Genomic DNA, 17,642 nt, shown 5'->3' with positions numbered 1-17,642 from the left:
TAAAAGTCCTTACGGTTGGGTAATGTTGAACTTTCTTTCAGTTACTTTAAGGTCACTAATTAATGTTGTTTCAACCTCAACTAAATATTCACCTGAAGATGCAGAAGACGGGATTGTAATGGACTCAGTTAATCTAATGAACCTACCTTGAACAGGTAATATTTTTTGACGGGTACCCAGCTGTTTTTTGTCAACGTTGAAAAACTTTATTTTTAATAAGAGATTTTCCACAAGGCTCAAATCACCTTCAATTTCGGCTTGTATAAAAACATCAAGTTTTTCACCAGCGAGGACGCTGCTATTGGTATCGACTCCAACAAACTTTAGCTTGGGAACCTCAGTTATAGGACAGCTCGTACGCTTAACGAATCCTATCTTTTGGCATTCGGACACCAGCCTTGCATTTTTATTCGTAGTATTACAACCACTGAGAAATAGTAAAACACACAACAATGGTGTTAATTTATTTACACTATTCATTCCATCCATCATCATCACTTTCCCTAATAGCTTTTCGCCAATCGTCGATTTCTTGTTGTTTTTTAAGGTTTTCCGCTTGCTTTTTTTCAAGCGCCCTTAGCGCCTTCCTTACCTTCAGATTTTCTTTCTTTAACTCAACTACCTGAGCATACAGATTCTTGATTTTTTCATTAGATTCAGTTAGTTGTTTTTTTATTCCCGTAATTTCAACACTGTTTTTGTCAGTTATTTCTTCTAAATTACGGATTTTTTCAAAAGCAATATTAAGTGAATATTCTCTTTCTGAGAACAGTTCTTCCAAAAGTCTAATACCTTCTTCCTGATCCTTCTCTAGCCCTTGTATTGAATCAGATAGGCCACCACCAAATAACTCCTCTGCTTTTTTCTGGATCCGCTGTTCATAGTCCGCAACTATCTCTTTTTGTTTAAATAATTCAAATTCTAGTTGTTTTTTCTGATCTTCTAGGCGTCGCTCTATTTCGATTTGCTCGTTGTCCGTACAGGCGCTACATAACCAAATTAGAGTTGCGAGAAAAAGGAGTTTAGTGTAGATGTTCGCCTGTGAGTAGTACATTCGTAAGTATCCGTTTACATGGTAGACGTAATGTCTTTAAATTTGGTTACGCGCTATTACTCTAATATTTAAAATTAGAATTAACAAGTTAACGCTGCAAGGTTTATTAATGAGCTCAGATGAAAGCCAAAACTCATCTTTAAAGCGTAAGCGATCAATATAGATCGTTAGCAATCTAATTCAGATCGTTGACAGGTTTCACCAATCCTGCGGCTACCTTGTACTGATGTTGTCCATTTTCAGATGCTACGATAATGGTTTTGCGGTTAAGTTTCAGGGCAATCCCGAAGATTGGCCCATCAGGTCCTTCGATAGTCACTTTCATACCGGGTCGAATATGCGCGATGGCTTCTCGCTCTTGTTGGGCGCGTATTTGGTCAATGAGTTGACAGACCATGTCATTGAACTGGTACAGCTGTTCCAAAGTGAGGTCGTTGATATTCATATTCGCGCTTGATTTCGGTGTTGTTGTACATCGGATGTGAGTGGCGTATCAGCAAACTTATCTTTTCACACTCTGGGAGTGAGGTCTAGCACATCCCTGGCCGGATGCAATGCCACACGCTGCAAGACATCCACGAGGTAGTGGTAAGGATTGATGCTTTGCAGGCGGCAAGTCACCATCATTTTTGTCTGAATCGGACTACAATGGCTATTCTCGTTAACCACCGCTTCTCTCAGGCTTTATGAAAACTACTTAAGAACACTATTGATAATTAGTTGAGCTTGAATTATCGCAACATACATAAAAATCTAAGTGAAGTTATTTAGTGTAGCAACTTCCACATAATCTATAAGCTCCACTCCTTGCCTTTTTATACTCGAGAACAAAGCCAATCCGAATAACCACCGCTCGAAAAATTTTTATACCCATATTCAATAACACATCCAATCTAGAGTGAACGATGTCAACCGAAAACTACCAGTACTATGCCCACATCAGTACAAATATAATATCGCCCAATTAGCAGTGCTAAATAAAAAAGGCGAACCAATTCTGGCTCGCCTTTGTCTGATTTAGGTATTCACAATCTTAATTGCATTCACAAACTTAATTGTCGCGTTCACAATTTTAATTGCTGTTAGTCGCCACCCTACTCCTCAACATAGCTCTCAATGCTAGGGCAAGAACAAATCAGGTTTCGGTCGCCGTACACATCATCAATACGGTTAACCGTTGGCCAGAACTTGTTTCTGTGTACTTCTGGTGCTGGGTACGCCGCTAGCATGCGGTCGTAGCTGCGGTTCCAGTCGCTGTCACAGATGTCAGCTAGTGTGTGCGGTGCATTGTGTAGCGGGTTGTCAGTGGCATCCCACTCACCGCTTTCCACTTTCGCAATTTCTTGACGAATGCTCACCATGGCATTAATGAAACGGTCTAGTTCGTACTTCGCTTCCGACTCGGTTGGCTCAATCATAAGCGTACCCGCTACTGGGAAGCTCATGGTTGGCGCATGGAAACCGTAGTCGTTTAGGCGCTTCGCGATATCTAGCTCGGTCACACCGCTTGCTTCTTTAAGCGGGCGAAGGTCAATAATACATTCGTGTGCTACGCGGCCATTGTTGCCTTTGTAAAGCACTGGGAAGTGCCCTTCTAACTTCTTAGCCACATAGTTAGCGTTAAGAATAGCTACTTCGGTTGCACGGCGAAGGCCAGCGCTACCCATCATTTTGATGTACATGTAGCTAATAGGCAGAATTGACGCACTGCCCCATGGCGCTGCCGATACCGCACCACAGTCTTTGCCTGCCGTTTCTACGTTAACAACCGTGTGGTTTGGCAGGAATGGCGCAAGGTGCGACTTAACACCAATTGGTCCCATACCTGGGCCGCCACCACCGTGTGGAATACAGAAGGTTTTGTGTAGGTTAAGGTGCGACACGTCTGAACCAATGAAGCCAGGTGACGTAATGCCCACCTGCGCGTTCATGTTCGCGCCGTCCATGTAAACCTGACCGCCGTGTTGGTGAACAATGTCACAAATCTCGCGCACGGTTTCTTCATATACACCGTGGGTAGACGGGTACGTGATCATGGCACACGATAGGTTGTCACCCACTTCTTCCGCTTTCTTGCGAAGGTCGTTAAGGTCTACGTTACCTTTGCTATCACACGCTACTACTACCACTTTAAGGCTAACCATTTGCGCAGACGCAGGGTTAGTACCGTGGGCAGAGCTTGGAATTAAGCACACGTTTCTGTGACCTTCGCCACGGCTTTCGTGGTAGCGCTGAATAGCCAATAGGCCTGCGTATTCACCTTGAGCACCTGAGTTAGGCTGCATTGAAAGCGCGTCGTAGCCGGTTACGTTAATTAACCACTCGCTAAGCTCGGCAATCATTTCTTGATAGCCCGCTGCTTGGTCTAGTGGCGCAAACGGGTGAAGCTGACCGAATTCAGCCCATGTTACTGGGATCATTTCAGCCGTTGCGTTTAGCTTCATGGTGCACGACCCCAATGAAATCATTGAGTGGTTAAGCGCCAAGTCTTTGTTTTCAAGGCTTTTGATGTAGCGAAGCATCTCTGTTTCAGAGTGATACTTGTTAAACACTTCGTGCGTTAGGAAGTCGCTTGTACGTACTAAACCTTCAGGAATAGATTTTACGTCTTGCGTGGTTACTTCTGCATCCAGACCTTCCACTGTTAAGCCGTGCTCTTCACCAAGCAGTACGTCGAATAGCGCAACAATGTCTTCACGTGTGGTGGTTTCGTCTAGCGACACACCTACCGCACCTTCAAGGTCAGCACGTAGGTTCATGCCTTTTGCGTAGGCTTTTGCTAGTACGTCTTCTTTGTTGTCTACCATTACGGTTAGCGTGTCGAAGTACGTGCTGTGCTTTAGAGCTACACCTTTCTGGTTTAAACCAGTAGCAAGAATGTCGGCGAAGCGGTGAATACGCTCAGCTATAGTTTTAAGGCCTTGTGGGCCGTGGTATACCGCGTAGAAGCTTGCCATGTTGGCTAGCAGCACCTGCGCTGTACAAATGTTCGAGTTCGCTTTTTCGCGGCGAATGTGTTGTTCACGAGTTTGTAGCGCCATGCGAAGTGCTGGGCGACCACGGGTGTCTTTACTCACACCAATAATACGGCCAGGTAGTGAACGCTTGTAGCTGTCGCGTGTAGCAAAGAATGCCGCGTGTGGGCCACCGTAACCCATAGGTACACCAAAGCGCTGTGCACTACCAAGTGCAACGTCTGCACCTAGCTCGCCAGGCGACTTAAGCATTACCAAGCTCATAAGGTCTGCGGCTACTGCCACAATGCCTTTTTTCGCTTGTACTGCTGCAATGATGTCGCTGATGTCTTTTACTTCACCGGTAGAGGTTGGATATTGAAGTAGCGCACCGAATACGTCGTGTTCTGCTGCTTCTTCTGCCGCACCTTTGATGATTTCAAAACCGAACATTTCAGCGCGAGTTTCTACCACGTCAACCGTTTGCGGGTGAACGTCGTTTGCAATGAAGAACGCATTGGCTTTTTTGTTCTTAGATACGCGCTTAGCAAGGCCCATGGCTTCTGCTGCCGCTGTACCTTCATCAAGTAATGACGCAGATGCTAGCTCTAGGCCAGTTAGGTCGATGGTCACTTGTTGGAAGTTAAGAATGGCTTCCAAACGACCTTGGGCAATTTCTGGCTGGTAAGGCGTGTACGCTGTGTACCAACCTGGATTTTCTAGCACGTTGCGAAGAATAACGTTTGGTACGTGGGTATCGTAGTAACCCATACCAATGAAAGAACGGTTAATTTTGTTCTTTTGTGCAACGGCTTTAAGTTCACTTAATGCTTCAACTTCTGTCGCCCCTTCACCACATTTTAGTGGCTCTGGTAGCGCAATACCTGCCGGTACAGTTTGCTCAATTAAATCGTCTAGTGAGCTTGCACCAATAGCAGACAGCATTTCTTCAATTTCGCCTTTACCCGGGCCAATGTGACGGCGGATAAATGTATCTTTTTGCTCTAGTTGAGCCAATGTAGGGGAAGTATTCGACATAACGTTGTTAAGCACTCGTAATGGTTGCCGCAAGGGCGCGTTAAATCTTTAAGTTAAAAAGGGGCTGAATTATCTTCATGCCCCTTTTTTTAAATTATGGTTCTTTTAAAACTGCGTAACGAATTACTCTTCGTCGATGCTGTTTTCGTAGCCTTCAGCGTCTAGTAGACCTTCTACTTCGGCCGCATCGTCAGCTTTAATTTTGAATAGCCAACCGTCGCCGTACGGGTCAGAGTTAACTAGTTCTGGTGAATCTTCTAAGTCTTCGTTAATTGCTACAATTTCACCTGAAATTGGCGCGTAAACGTCAGACGCTGCTTTTACCGATTCAGCAACACATACGTCGTCGCCAGTGCTTACTGCGTCGCCAACATCTGGCAAATCAACGAAAACCATGTCGCCAAGTAAGCCTTGTGCGTGCTCAGAAATACCTACAGTGAAAACACCGTCACCTTCAGGGCGAACCCATTCGTGCGTAGCGGCATAGCGTAAATCAGTTGGGATGTTGCTCATAATCGTTCCTGTTATTCTCTGTTAACTTATAAAACACTTTTTCCATTGCGAACAAAGGAGGGCTTAACCACTTTTACTGTAACCCACTTTTTGCGCATTTCCACTTCTACTGTTTCACCAACATCACTTGGTACTCGTGCCATCGCAATTGAGTGACCTAGTGTTGGAGAGAACGTACCTGAAGTGATAACGCCTTCGCCGCTTTCTGTTTTCACTTTAAGACCGTGACGCAGCACGCCTTTTTCAGTCATCACCAAGCCTACTAGCTTGTCGGTACCCGCTTCGCGCTGCGCTTCTAGTGCTTTACGCCCTACGAAGTCACGTTCTGCCGGTTCCCATGTAATTGTCCAGCCCATGTTAGCCGCTAGTGGTGATACGGTTTCATCCATATCTTGGCCGTACAGGTTCATGCCTGCTTCTAGGCGAAGTGTGTCGCGAGCACCTAGGCCGCATGGCTTAACGCCCGCGTCTAGTAGTGCTTGCCAGAAGCTTTCCGCTTGCTCAGCTGGCACCATAATTTCGTAGCCTGCTTCACCGGTATAACCTGTGGTGGCGATGAACAAGTCTTCTGCTTGTACTCCAAAGAATGGCTTCATGCCCGCCACCGCTTCTTTTTGCGCTGCGCTGAACAAGGTGGCTGCTTTTTCTTTTGCGTTAGGGCCTTGAACGGCAATCATGGCAAATTCAGGGCGCTCGGTGATGGTTACGTCAAAGCCCTCTGCTTTGCTCATTAACCAGTTCATGTCTTTTTCGCGCGTTGCTGAATTAACTACTAGGCGATAGTTAGTTTCGTCGAAGTGATAAACAATAAGGTCGTCTACAACACCGCCTTCTTCGTTAAGCATGCCGCTGTATAGCGCTTTGCCTTTGTCTTTTAGTTTTGCCACATCGTTGGCTAGAAGGTACTGAAGATACGCTTTGGCTTGTGCGCCTTTTACGTCAACAATGGTCATGTGAGACACATCGAACATACCGGCGTCTTGACGCACAGCGTGATGCTCTTCAATTTGTGAACCATAGTTAATTGGCATATCCCAGCCGAAGAAATCGACCATTTTCGCACCGGCTTCTAGGTGCTTTGCGTGTAGGGCGGTGGTACTAGACATTCCACTTACTCTTTTTAATTTGAAAGGTAGAAAACGAAATTGAGTATAGTGAGCTAACGTTTATGCAACAAATTGGAAATTTTTATCAATACATTTAAAAAGCAAATGTATTAAACACTGAACATCAGAAATACAAATATTCAGTATAAGTTAAGACTTAGTGAGGACTCGTCAAATTACTGCAGCTACTTGTCTTTTCTTATACGACAGCGACGACTTAACCCGACAGCACCAGTTTTAATGCAGCAGCGCAGACCAACAACAAAAAAATGCGCTAAAAAGCGCATTTCTTTAAACAGTTAACCCGTGAGCTACACGGAAAAACACTGGCATTTACCAGCGTTGTTTTTTACAACCCAATACGGCGTAGTAAGCAATAAAGCAGTAGCAAGGCAGCATAATCGCGTAGGCACTTTGACCACCTACTAGCTCACTAGCTCCGCCGTAAACCATGGGCAAAATGGCACCACCTGCAATACCCATAATAAGTAGTGCCGAACCTTGTGCAGTGTATTTACCTAAATTATTTAGCGCCAGCGGCCAAATTGCAGGCCACACCATGGCATTTGCCAAGCCAAGAAGCGCAATACACGTCACGCTGTTAGGTAAAAAAGGAAGCGATTGCACGCCCGTCCATCCCCACAGCACTTCAGAGATCCCAGTATCAGTGTTTGAGCTCATTAGAATGCTTGTGGTAAAAACTACGCCCAATACCGCAGAGCTTAGTAGCGCCGTTTGCTGAGAAATAAATCGAGGAATACAAATAAGGCCTACTGCGTATCCAATAACCATAGCAATCATGGTAAATGACGTTAGCGTGGTCGCGTTTTCTACGCCAATTGAAGAGCCATACAACCCAATGGTGTCGCCAGCGATAACTTCTCCCCCAACATAGAAGAACAGGCTTATTGCGCCCAAGACTAAGTGTGGGAAGTGTAGGATCTTTTTATCTTTGCTTGAGGAAAGCGGTGTTTTCAGTGTTTCGTCTTTAGCTTGCTCGTCATTAATGGCTGGTAATGCAAGGCGCATAAATACCAGAGCCAGTACGCCCAATGCGATGGCCATTGCAACATAAGGCTGAATAAGTGAGACAGACATATCATTAATTAGCGTGGCTTTTACCTCTTGTGGCATGGCGTTTAACGACTCTTGATTTACGTCAGGCAAACCACTTAACACTAAGCTGGTGAAAACGATAGGTGCCAGCACGCCAGCCGCTTTATTAAGAAGGCCCATGAAGGCAATGCGAGCGGCAGCGCTTTCTTCGTTACCTAGGCGAACAATGAACGGGTTTGACGCAGTTTGAAGTATGGTCAAACCGCTACCTACCACAAATTGTGCCAGCAAAAACACGGGGAACATGGCGCTAAGTGCGGCAGGTACAAACAACAAACATCCCACGGCGATAATGCTAAGCCCTAGGCTCATGCCCTTCTGGTAGCCAGTTTTTTCTAGAATCTTTGCCATGGGTAGCGCCATGACTACGTAAGCGATGTAAAAACAGAAGGCGATAAGCAACGCTTGCATTTCTGTTAGCTCGCACACCATTTGCAAAAACGGAATTAATGCCCCGTTTAACCATGTAATGAAGCCGAAAATGAAAAACAGTAAACCGATACTTAGAATAGGTACAAAGCGCCCCATTCCTGTTGCATTGGGTACTTGCGACTGAGCTTGTGTTGTCATAGCAAAGATCTCTTATTTATTATTATGTTGTTAGTTAGCGCAAAGGCATTTACTTCCGTTCTGCCACACTTCTAACAGAGTATTGTCGTTGTTTATCACTAAAAAGTTAGCGCGCTTTCCTACCTCTATTTCACCTACCCTATCATGTATTTTGGTGAAGCGTGCTGGCGTTGCGCTTGCCATGGTACTGGCATGTTCTAATGCGATATTGATGCCGTTGATGCTGTTCGTTACTGCGCCGTGCATGTCTAAACAGCTACCGGCTAACGTGCCATCGGGCGTGGTTAATTTGTTACCTTGGCGCGTGATATGAGTATCGAAGAACGCGATGGTATCGTCGCTTGCGCCCACGTGGGCCATGGCGTCAGTCACTAGCATTAGCTGATGCGGCCCTTTCACCTTATAAGCCAACTCTACGGCTTTAGGGTGAATGTGATGATGGTCCACAATTATCCCGCAAACACTGTTGTTAAGTAGCGCCGCCCCCACCATTCCAGGCTCTCTGGAAGTCAGTGGCGACATGGCGTTATATAGGTGGGTAAAGCCTGATGCCCCAGCGTCTAATGCATTCTGCACGGTTTCAAACGGTGCGTTTGAGTGCCCTAATGCAACAATAACTCCTTGCCCCACCAAATCTCGGATGATGTCGCAAGGCACGTTTTCAGGCGCAACGGTGATAAGGACTTGTCCAATATCTCTTCGGGTATAGGTTGCCAGTTCACGGTCTGAAAGTGCGCGAATATAGCGCGGCAAGTGCACGCCTTTTTTCTCAACAGAAAGGTGCGGCCCTTCAAAATGAACCCCCTCAACGCTGGGATGCGCCTGTGCAATGGCCTCGCTTACTGCATCTGCCGCTTGCTCAATGGTGTCTATATCGTCGGTAATAAGCGTTGGGAACAATGTAGTGGTGCCGTATTTCAAGTGCGCTTCGGCCATCGCGTTTATGCTTTCAATCGTGGGAGCATGATTAAACATTGCGCCCCCACCACCATTTACCTGCGTGTCGATGTAGCCTGGAATAACTGCACCGCGTATGCGCTCGTTGATTGTCGCCGTTGCGTCTTTTTTGAAGTAAGAAAGAGGTGCAATGTCAGCTATCACACCCTTTTCAATGCTTAGCACCTGATTATGCTGCCAGGCACCGTTCATCAGTACCTTTTCAGCCAGAATAATGGTCTTCATTGGGTTTTCGTTACCTTGTTTAATCCGGGTGGCGTGTCTGGGTTCAAACCTAATTCAACGGCAATTTTCTCTATATCCAGATAGAAGCGTTGCATTAGTAAAAGTGCGTCCAGCCTTGGGTGTGAAGACGTTACTCCCCCTTGCAGATCTATGCACTCACCGCCACGGGATCTCACATCTTGCACCATGTTTTGATGAAAAGGTGCGCTCTCATCTTCTATGTTTAACGAAATAAGCTTCAGCTTTTTCTCAACTAACGTCACTGGGCCATGGATGAACTCTGCACTGCTAAACGCTTCGGCATGTATACCCAATACTTCTTTTAATTTGAGCGCTACTTCTCGCCCAACCGCATAGCCAAAGCCGCGCCCTAAAACAATGGTGTTTCGCGTATTTTCTAGATGGGCTCTTGTTAGCTGAGACGGCGCATTGATTACCGCTTCTAGCTGCGAAGGCAAGGCTTTTAGCGCATTAAATAGCGAGGTATTTTCGCTCCAACGAGCACACAAATGAAGAAGCGCCGACAGCGTTGCTAAAAAGCTTTTAGTAGCCGCAACCGCCTTTTCTTCCCCGGCAGATAAAGGAATAACGGCATCAGCCAGCTCGGCTAATGGCGATGTTTCATCATTCACGAAGGCAACCGTAAACGCCCCGCCGTTTTTGGCCGACTCGGTTTGCTTTAGTATGTCTGGGCTGCGACCAGATTGAGAGATAATAAAAGCTACCGCCCCCTTCAAATTCAATTGGCGTTTGAATATGCCTGCTATTGAAAGGGCGGCACTGCACACAGGAATACCCATTTCTGTTTCAAAAAGATATTTTCCAAACACGCCGGCATGATCTGAAGAGCCGCGACCAATAATATAAATCAAGTTAGGGTTTAATTGCTGTAACCTACCCGCTAACTGACTGATCGCTTCATCATTCTTATCTAACTGCTGCGCAATAACTGACGGAAACTCTCTGGCTTCTTTTGCCATTATAGATAAACTCATTTCTCACCTTCTTTGTGATTAAACGCGGCTTTTGCATGATAAATAGCACCTTGCTGCGGCGTTGCTTTGCAGGGTACTAAACGCGCTTTGATGGATTCTGAAAAATAGGCTGAATAAACATTGCTAAGCCCACCTATCATGGCTAAACAATGGTTGTGATCTGCAAGAAGTCGCTTTGCCATACGCTCAATGTACACGGCCCCCTCTTCAAAAAGTGCGGTAACCTTGTTTTGCTTTGTGTATAGCAAAGGCAGCATACGTTCTACCAAGGCGGCATAGTGATGGGTGTTAAATTCCGCACATTTCGCTACGATTTCTTGGGTGCAAGATGATTGCAGGGCGTTACACACTTCTACTGCAAGTTCATCCTTTTCTTCCAACTCATCTAAACACAATAGCGTGTGCTGCACGGCCTTTAAGCCTAACCAAGCCCCACTGGCTTTGTCGCCGATAGGAAACCCGTGCCCACCAACATCTTGAAAAAGTTCACCTTGCCACATGGTGCCCGATGAACCTGTACCAATAATTATCGCTGCTCCCGGGTTTCCATTGTGTGCTCCAACGCATGCGGCGTGTAAATCGCTTAACACGTGTAGCGAATGAAACGGGTGCTGCCATTGTTCAAACTGTTGCTTCGCAGACTCAATGTTTGCGCCAGCTAGACCGGCGCCTACCACGCACTGCGACAGCGAAATTTGCTCAGATGTGTTGGCGTTCCCTGCATTCGAAATAGCGATATTAATCGCATCTACTATCGACGCTTTAGCTAAATCGCTATCGCGCATAATATTGGCAGGGCCACTCAGGCCCTCACCCAAGACATTTCCGCGGACGTCTTCTAATCTTGCTCGGCACTTGGTGCCACCACCGTCTATGCCAATAAAAAATAAATCAGAGCTCATTTAAACATCTCAGTATAGATAAATGCATAGATGCACTTGGTAAAAACATGACAACGCTGTCATTTTAACCAATAAAAACAGGCGCTTACAGCTGCACCTGTCGACTCATTTGCTGTGTTCCCGCAATTCTAGCGCGAACAGTTACCATCCCCTTCACTTCAACAGGAGCGGTAAAGGTTTCCCACTTATTACCTGAAGTTAAGTACTCCATCGTAAGACCAGACACTGGCTTTATATGTAACTTACCATTGTTAATTACCGCTGCTGGCGTAGGTACACGCACATTCACTCCCTGCTGCACTAGCGCGGGTGCATGGCGGTTAAATAACGCTAACTCAAACGCTCGCCAGTCGCTTGCCTGCTGGTTTACTAAAGCGCCTTTTTCATGAAGTGCTTTCGCGTTTTGTTGCCACGGTGCGTAGTGCCAAGCCCGTTCAGCCAAGGCCAATAGTCGGGGGAATACCATATATTCCACGGCGTCTTGATTCACGGTGACTTCCGACCATAGCTGCCCCTGAATACCGATTACTGATGATGTGTCGGCCTCAGCAGAACTGCTGTACCTGTGGCCCATACGGTCGGTCCATAACTCGGCATGAAGCGGCAGCTGTTCGGGCATAAACGAAAATACTTTTTCGGTATCGGTTGCCCGTGAACCCCAGTAATAGCCGGGTTCATAAGGATTACTTTGGTAAGGAAAGTCGAAATAAAGCACGTCTGGAAACGAAAGTACTACCGGAATATTTTCCTTGGCGAAATGCGATACTGTTTTCTCTCCTCCCGCAGCAAGAAGATGCCAAACGTTGGTATACGCGCTGCTGTTATCCAGTGTATTTACGGCTTTTTCCATACCATCGCTCCAGCCACCAATTGCTATATTGTGCTTTTGCGCAATTGTCTGCACTTCGGTAACAAAAGCCGGCAGTATTTCATCTGCCTTTTGACCTTTCGCAGCACATACAGGGGATTCCACCCAAGCACCGGCGGTTTCATCGGCGCCAACATGGAAGTGCGTCAACGGAACGTTGGCCTTTTCATGCAGTGATTTCACAGAAATAAGTACGGTTTCGATAAAATGATAGCTGCTATCTAAACAGGGATTTATGGTGTTATCTGAATAGAATTGAACGCTTTCATATTGGGTTTTATCTTCTTTATCTACCAATAAAAATTCATTTGCAGCATCTGAGTTACCCTCTGCCATAAGCCGCTTGTAGCGCGCATTCATAGCAACAATTGCTGCGCGGGCATGGCCAGGCATATCAAGCGACGGAATAACTTCAATCCCGCGCGCATGCGCCATTGTTAAAATATCAATGTAGTCTTGCTGGGTAAGAAAGCCGTTGCCTGTAGCACTTTTAAAAGGCCCGCTTCCCAGCTGAGGCAGCAAGCACAGTGTTTCAGACAAATCGTGGCATCGAAACGCACCAATTTCGGTAAGTTCGGGCAAAGCATCGATAGCTAATCTCCAGCCCTCGTCATCACTTAGGTGTAGGTGTAGCTTATTGAGCTTATAGGTGAACATTTGGCGAACAACAGATTCAATCGCTGCCTTTCCTGGAAAGTGGCGAGCAATATCTAAGTGCATTCCGCGAAATTCGAATCGTGGCGAGTCTGCGATTTCAGTGATAGGAAAGCGGCCATGCTGCGCATCAAATACTTGCATTAGCGTTAGCAAACCGTAGTTAGCACTAATGTTATCGTTGGCAATTATCGTAGCGCTTTGCTCTGTTATGCTAAGCGCATAGCCTTCTTTCGAGTTTATTGTTGCAGCTTCATTTGCAAGGGCGTTCGCATCGTTAGCGCTGCGAGTAATAACCTTAAGTGGTAAACCTGTTTTCTGGTTAGTCAGGCCAAAATAGGCCATTTGCTCAATGGCTGGAGCAAGCATGTCTTGGTCAGACTTATCTATTTTAATGCCCGCGGCAGAAACAAATTTACCAGTATCACCTCTTTGACCTACGTTAGGAATAACACGGTTCTGGGCATCACCTGAAATTAGCGCTGAATCGCCTTCATTGTATAAATACGCGCTGTCCATAAGCGGTGTATTGTCGTTTTCAGTGCGTTTGTACTGGGCTTGTTTGTTCCACAAGCCAGTGTGTTGATTGATGAGTAAATTGCTTCCCGACTCTTTCACGCGAGTTGTGGAGGCAATCACCACCGGTGATAAAGCAGGGTAAGTTAAGTAATAATTCGGCATTGCGTCCGAGCGAGAGGCGTGCCAAAAGGGCGCAGATAGCGTTACCTTAACTTGCTCACTTGCGCTCACCTTTTCTTCGAACGTTAGGCGGTGCAGGTCACCGTTTATATGCTCAATGCGAATTGCATTTTTTGAGTCATACCCGCGAATAGGCGCAATATGACTAAAGTAAAGCGACGTAGAGGCTTCAATGGGGGTTGCCATGGTTGCTATCGTAAGCTCTGACGAAAAGCAGTCGCCTTTTGGAATATGTACCCGGCACAAACTATCGTCCACATTACTTAATACTTCGTAATGTATATCGAGGCTTTCTCCTAGCGCATTCAAGCTGGCTTGCTGTAGCGAAGGCGTTTCAGCCATTGCCGAAGCGCTACCCACTAGTAGTAACGATAAGCTCAAGCACGCTTTGACAAAATTCGTCGAATTGCGGATCACGTCGCACATCCTTAAATCACAATTTCAGAGTAAAACAAGGGTAAAGCAAACGCCCTACCCTATGCTAAGTGAAGATAGTGAACACACGAACTATCTTCACATACTAGCAACTAGAACTTCATGCTAGCGCCAATGAAGAAACGGCGTCCATTGGCACTTTGCGTTCCACCAAGTCGCTTACCGTCACTGCTTCGAACATAGTAGTTCTCCCAGATTTCGTCGGTAAGGTTAAGGGCTTCAGCTTTAAGTGTAATGGTTTCTGTCACGTTCCAGCTTACCTGCGCATCTAGCTGTGACTGTTCGTCGCGGTACTGATCGCCAATTTCAGCTTGGGCAATAAAGTACTCAGAGCGGTAGTTGTAGTTTAAGCGCGCGCTGTAAAGATCAGTTTCGTAGAACACACCTACGTTAAACGAGTCTTTTGACGTGTTCGGGAAGCTTACTGAGCGCGTTGCGATAGTAGCACCAATGATGTTGCCGTCATCGTCTGTAACGGCAACCGCTTCATCTACTTGTGCGTCGGCCACATCAGTGTAGGTATAGTTAGCGTAGCCACCGAAACCGTTGTCGAACACATGCTGAATTTGCATTTCGATACCGTCGATAGAGGTTGAACCACCATTCTCTGGCGTTCTTAGCTGATTGATTTGCTGACCATCAATTTCACGAGATACGGTTTTGGTAAAGATAAAGTCGTTAATATCTTTCTTGAACACTGTTACCGCGGCTACCGATGATTCGCTAAAGTACCATTCTGCACCCACTTCAAATTGGTTAGCAGTTAGCGGGTTAAGCTGCGGGTTACCAGCAGAGCCAGAGCTAGTTTCAGGCGTTAAGTTTACCGCAGGTGCTAACTGAAACGGTGCTGGACGTGTAAGCACGCGTGCTGCCGCCATACGTAGCAACACATCTTCAGATAAGTCGTACGACAAGTTGATGCTTGGCAGCCATTCGTTGTAACCACCGTCAAACGCTACCGCTTCGCCTGTTGTTAGGTCGTAACCGTTCGAAGTTGAATCGGTCTCAACGTAACGCATACCCACATTACCTCTGAAACCATCGCCACTAAATTTCGCCATGGCGTAAAGTGCAGTAATATCTTCTTCTATCTCAAATGAAGATTCATCTAAGAATTCATCGGTACGGCGGCAAAGTATAGTAGTGTCATCTGCACATTCGGCTACGCTATATAGCGCGTTGTACATGCTGTCTTTGTCAGGGAAGAAATAGCTGGCAGCCACGCCGTTGGTGTTGTCGTGAGACACGTTAATCATGTCGCCATTCCAAAACGATGACGCGGGGCCAAGGCTACCTTCACCCACCGGCGCTAAGTTGGCCAAGTCAGTTCTGTAGCGAGATTGCGCAAAGCTACGATCGCGACGCTTTATACCCGTTTTGATTTCGGTTACTGCACCCCAATCTACAGAATGCTCGTAGTCAAACTGGATATAGTTTTCTTTATCTTCCGTTGCATTTAGCTGGTCGAATATTCCTCCCAACCACATTTCATCTGTTGGGTTAGCTAGCCATGGGCTTGCCGTTGTAAAATCGATATACGGGTTGTCGCCACCTGGGTTGTAAAAATCGATGGCTGCACGCGGGTCGTTTGCGCTAGCCCAAAATTCAGTGAAGAAATCTCGGTTTTCGCCTTCACCCGTGGTTGTACCTAACTGAAAGTGCAACTTGCCATCACCCATAAGATAGTGCCCCTCAATATCTACAATCTCGGTAGACATTTCAGAACCATCGCGGAAGATGTTGTCATACGCCATAAAGCGCGCCCACTCAGGGCGGTTATCTACGCCCATCATGCTAAGCGACTCTACTACGTTGTCGCTGCTCACCGTACCCGGGCTGGTGTCAGTACCTGTGTACGCCACACCGCGAAACGGAATACCAATTAAGTTAGAGTTTACGTTGTCAGCTTTAAGCGTTGACGATAGATAGTGGACAGACACATCGAAGTCGTCGGTAGGTGCCCATTGAGCAGTTACATCAAAACCAACGCGCTCACGGTCTTGCTTAAACAACGCTGAGCCCATTCCCCATGGAATAGCGCCTTTTTGTGAAGCGCCAACTGGTGCTTCAATAAGTGGGTCGATACGAGGAATGCTAGGGCCGAACCAGCCGAAGTCTTCGTTAGTTTCACGCTCTACCGTTCTTTCTTGATAAGAGCCTGAGAAAAGAATACCAAAGGTTTCGTCATCGTTTTTCCAGCTGTACAAACCAGATAGCGTTGGGTCGAGTGAATCTGCGATATCACCATACTGGCCTTCTACCGAGATTTGCCCAGAATTAGCGTCAAGGTCAAACGGTTTACGTGTTTTCAGGATTACCGTTCCGCCCAATGCGCCTTCATCAATGTCTGCCTGAGACGACTTGTACACTTCTAAACCCGCAATCATTTCCGACGCTAAAATTTCGAAGTTAAAGTTACGGGTTGCGTCTGATAACACAAACCACTGACCGGTTCCCACGGCTTGACCGTTCACTAGGGTCAAGTTTTGGTCTGGCTGAACGCCGCGTATAGTTACGCCTTGCCCTTCACCAAAATCGCGGTCGATGGTAATACCCGGAACACGGGCAAGTGTTTCTGCCACGTTTTTGTCGGGGAACTTGCCAATGTCTTCAGCAGTGATAGCGTCAACAATGGCGTTAGAAAAACGCTTGGCATTGATGTTGGCCTTTTGGCTTCCGCGGATCCCTGTGACTTCGATGATTTCAGTTTCACCTGCTTCCTGTGCTACCGCAATAGGTGCTGAAATACTTGTTAATGCGCCCATAGCTATGGCGAGGCGAACACTTCTTGTTAGTTTATGTTGTTGGTTTTTGAACATTGTATTTACCTTCTCTCAGCCAAAAATGACAACGCTGTCATTTATTGAAATAATAAAATGACAGGCGTTGTTGTGGGGTACAGCTTTTTGATGACAACGCTGTCATTGAATGTTAACTTACATGACACAATGTAAGGCTGCAATTAATTTTTTAACAAAAAAGTAATACAAGCTCCTTAATTGTTGAAAATTAAACCAATTTTTAGAGTGAGATCGAATTTGGCTGCTACCATCAAAAGTGTTGCCGAAATGGCGGGTGTTTCGATAAAGACCGTTTCGCGCGTAATTAACAAGGAAGGCACGGTAAAACCCGACACCTTGCAACGTGTTGAAGAGGCGATAAAGGCCTTAAAGTACACGCCGAACAAGGCAGCGCGAGACTTAGCGAGCAAAGGAGCATCGGTACTGGGTTACGTATACGACAACCCCAACGCTTACTACATAATCGATATGCAAAAAGGCATATTGGATGTGTGTCGCAAAAACAATTTCGAATTGTTAATTCACCCGTGCGATGCAAGCTCTAAAAACATAGCGAAAGAATTGGTGGACATGGTAGACACCGCGCAATTGGCTGGCCTTATTCTTTCGCCTCCGCTGTCAGAAATGCCTGAGGTATTATCGGAACTTGATCAAAACCAAATAAGTTATGTGCGTATTCTATCTGGGGACGGCCTCTTTCCATCGCCCCTCCCCTACGTGTTGGTGAATGACTTCAAAGCGGCATACGATATAAC

The 17,642-nt window shown here is 46.3% G+C and carries 13 protein-coding genes and 1 pseudogene; 1 reads left to right on the top strand and 13 read right to left on the bottom strand.

All coding sequences use genetic code 11. The annotated features are described in order from the left end of the window. Window positions 1–9: 9 nt before the first annotated feature. The 13 genes and pseudogenes from MHN02_RS12255 to MHN02_RS12195 all read right to left on the bottom strand — a co-directional run bounded on the left by MHN02_RS12255 (window position 10) and on the right by MHN02_RS12195 (window position 16,905). The gene (locus MHN02_RS12255) at window positions 10–495 is read right to left on the bottom strand and encodes a hypothetical protein (RefSeq protein ID WP_239246340.1); all 486 of its coding nucleotides are present in this window, start codon (window positions 493–495) and stop codon (window positions 10–12) included. After that, entirely contained in the window at window positions 473–1,054 is a 582-nt protein-coding gene (locus MHN02_RS12250; RefSeq protein ID WP_239246338.1) for a hypothetical protein, read from the bottom strand. The genes MHN02_RS12255 and MHN02_RS12250 overlap by 23 nt, the downstream gene beginning before the upstream one ends. A gap of 175 nt (window positions 1,055–1,229) precedes the next feature. Further along, entirely contained in the window at window positions 1,230–1,499 is a 270-nt protein-coding gene (locus tag MHN02_RS12245) for a hypothetical protein (RefSeq protein WP_239246336.1), read from the bottom strand. Between the two features lie 65 nt (window positions 1,500–1,564). Next, window positions 1,565–1,681: pseudogene (locus tag MHN02_RS12240) on the bottom strand (transposase domain-containing protein); the annotation flags it as partial. Between the two features lie 467 nt (window positions 1,682–2,148). Then, window positions 2,149–5,046: an aminomethyl-transferring glycine dehydrogenase gene (gcvP, locus tag MHN02_RS12235; RefSeq protein ID WP_239246441.1), complete on the bottom strand. Its 2,898-nt coding sequence runs from the start codon at window positions 5,044–5,046 to the stop codon at window positions 2,149–2,151. Window positions 5,047–5,169: 123 nt separating this feature from the next. Beyond that, window positions 5,170–5,559 carry a glycine cleavage system protein GcvH gene (gene gcvH, locus MHN02_RS12230; RefSeq protein ID WP_014950360.1) on the bottom strand — a complete coding sequence of 130 codons (390 nt, stop codon included), beginning with the start codon at window positions 5,557–5,559 and terminating at the stop codon, window positions 5,170–5,172. Window positions 5,560–5,585: 26 nt separating this feature from the next. Continuing rightward, window positions 5,586–6,665: a glycine cleavage system aminomethyltransferase GcvT gene (gene gcvT, locus MHN02_RS12225; RefSeq protein WP_136782051.1), complete on the bottom strand. Its 1,080-nt coding sequence runs from the start codon at window positions 6,663–6,665 to the stop codon at window positions 5,586–5,588. A 333-nt stretch (window positions 6,666–6,998) separates the two neighbouring features. After that, the gene (locus MHN02_RS12220; RefSeq protein ID WP_239246333.1) at window positions 6,999–8,351 is read right to left on the bottom strand and encodes a sugar MFS transporter; all 1,353 of its coding nucleotides are present in this window, start codon (window positions 8,349–8,351) and stop codon (window positions 6,999–7,001) included. A gap of 30 nt (window positions 8,352–8,381) precedes the next feature. Further along, window positions 8,382–9,533 carry an N-acetylglucosamine-6-phosphate deacetylase gene (gene nagA, locus MHN02_RS12215; protein ID WP_239246330.1) on the bottom strand — a complete coding sequence of 384 codons (1,152 nt, stop codon included), beginning with the start codon at window positions 9,531–9,533 and terminating at the stop codon, window positions 8,382–8,384. Continuing rightward, the gene (locus MHN02_RS12210) at window positions 9,530–10,528 is read right to left on the bottom strand and encodes an SIS domain-containing protein (protein ID WP_239246327.1); all 999 of its coding nucleotides are present in this window, start codon (window positions 10,526–10,528) and stop codon (window positions 9,530–9,532) included. The genes nagA and MHN02_RS12210 overlap by 4 nt, the downstream gene beginning before the upstream one ends. Further along, window positions 10,525–11,430: a BadF/BadG/BcrA/BcrD ATPase family protein gene (locus MHN02_RS12205; protein WP_239246324.1), complete on the bottom strand. Its 906-nt coding sequence runs from the start codon at window positions 11,428–11,430 to the stop codon at window positions 10,525–10,527. Before MHN02_RS12205 ends, MHN02_RS12210 begins: the two co-directional genes overlap by 4 nt. A gap of 85 nt (window positions 11,431–11,515) precedes the next feature. Then, a complete protein-coding gene (locus tag MHN02_RS12200) occupies window positions 11,516–14,077 on the bottom strand; it encodes a family 20 glycosylhydrolase (RefSeq protein ID WP_239246321.1) in 2,562 nt (853 codons plus the stop codon). Between the two features lie 101 nt (window positions 14,078–14,178). Next, window positions 14,179–16,905 (bottom strand): TonB-dependent receptor, encoded by a 2,727-nt coding sequence (locus tag MHN02_RS12195; protein ID WP_039232232.1) that lies wholly within the window; start codon window positions 16,903–16,905, stop codon window positions 14,179–14,181. A 219-nt stretch (window positions 16,906–17,124) separates the two neighbouring features. Here MHN02_RS12195 and MHN02_RS12190 point away from each other — a divergent pair. Beyond that, a partial coding sequence (locus MHN02_RS12190) for a LacI family DNA-binding transcriptional regulator (protein ID WP_239246318.1) occupies window positions 17,125–17,642 on the top strand: 518 nt, incomplete at its 3' end.

It is taken from the genome of Alteromonas sp. CNT1-28 (genome assembly GCF_022348345.1).
GTDB classification, from domain to species: Bacteria; Pseudomonadota; Gammaproteobacteria; order Enterobacterales; family Alteromonadaceae; genus Alteromonas; species Alteromonas macleodii.
This window is presented reverse-complemented; position numbering and strand designations above follow the sequence as displayed.

Coding starts and splice junctions, on each gene's coding strand:
- MHN02_RS12255 (WP_239246340.1), bottom strand. CDS start 495: ATGATGATGGATGGAATGAATAGTGTAAATAAATTAACACCATTGTTG.
- MHN02_RS12250 (WP_239246338.1), bottom strand. CDS start 1,054: ATGTACTACTCACAGGCGAACATCTACACTAAACTCCTTTTTCTCGCA.
- MHN02_RS12245 (WP_239246336.1), bottom strand. CDS start 1,499: ATGAATATCAACGACCTCACTTTGGAACAGCTGTACCAGTTCAATGAC.
- gcvP (WP_239246441.1), bottom strand. CDS start 5,046: ATGTCGAATACTTCCCCTACATTGGCTCAACTAGAGCAAAAAGATACA.
- gcvH (WP_014950360.1), bottom strand. CDS start 5,559: ATGAGCAACATCCCAACTGATTTACGCTATGCCGCTACGCACGAATGG.
- gcvT (WP_136782051.1), bottom strand. CDS start 6,665: ATGTCTAGTACCACCGCCCTACACGCAAAGCACCTAGAAGCCGGTGCG.
- MHN02_RS12220 (WP_239246333.1), bottom strand. CDS start 8,351: ATGACAACACAAGCTCAGTCGCAAGTACCCAATGCAACAGGAATGGGG.
- nagA (WP_239246330.1), bottom strand. CDS start 9,533: ATGAAGACCATTATTCTGGCTGAAAAGGTACTGATGAACGGTGCCTGG.
- MHN02_RS12210 (WP_239246327.1), bottom strand. CDS start 10,528: ATGAGTTTATCTATAATGGCAAAAGAAGCCAGAGAGTTTCCGTCAGTT.
- MHN02_RS12205 (WP_239246324.1), bottom strand. CDS start 11,430: ATGAGCTCTGATTTATTTTTTATTGGCATAGACGGTGGTGGCACCAAG.
- MHN02_RS12200 (WP_239246321.1), bottom strand. CDS start 14,077: ATGTGCGACGTGATCCGCAATTCGACGAATTTTGTCAAAGCGTGCTTG.
- MHN02_RS12195 (WP_039232232.1), bottom strand. CDS start 16,905: ATGTTCAAAAACCAACAACATAAACTAACAAGAAGTGTTCGCCTCGCC.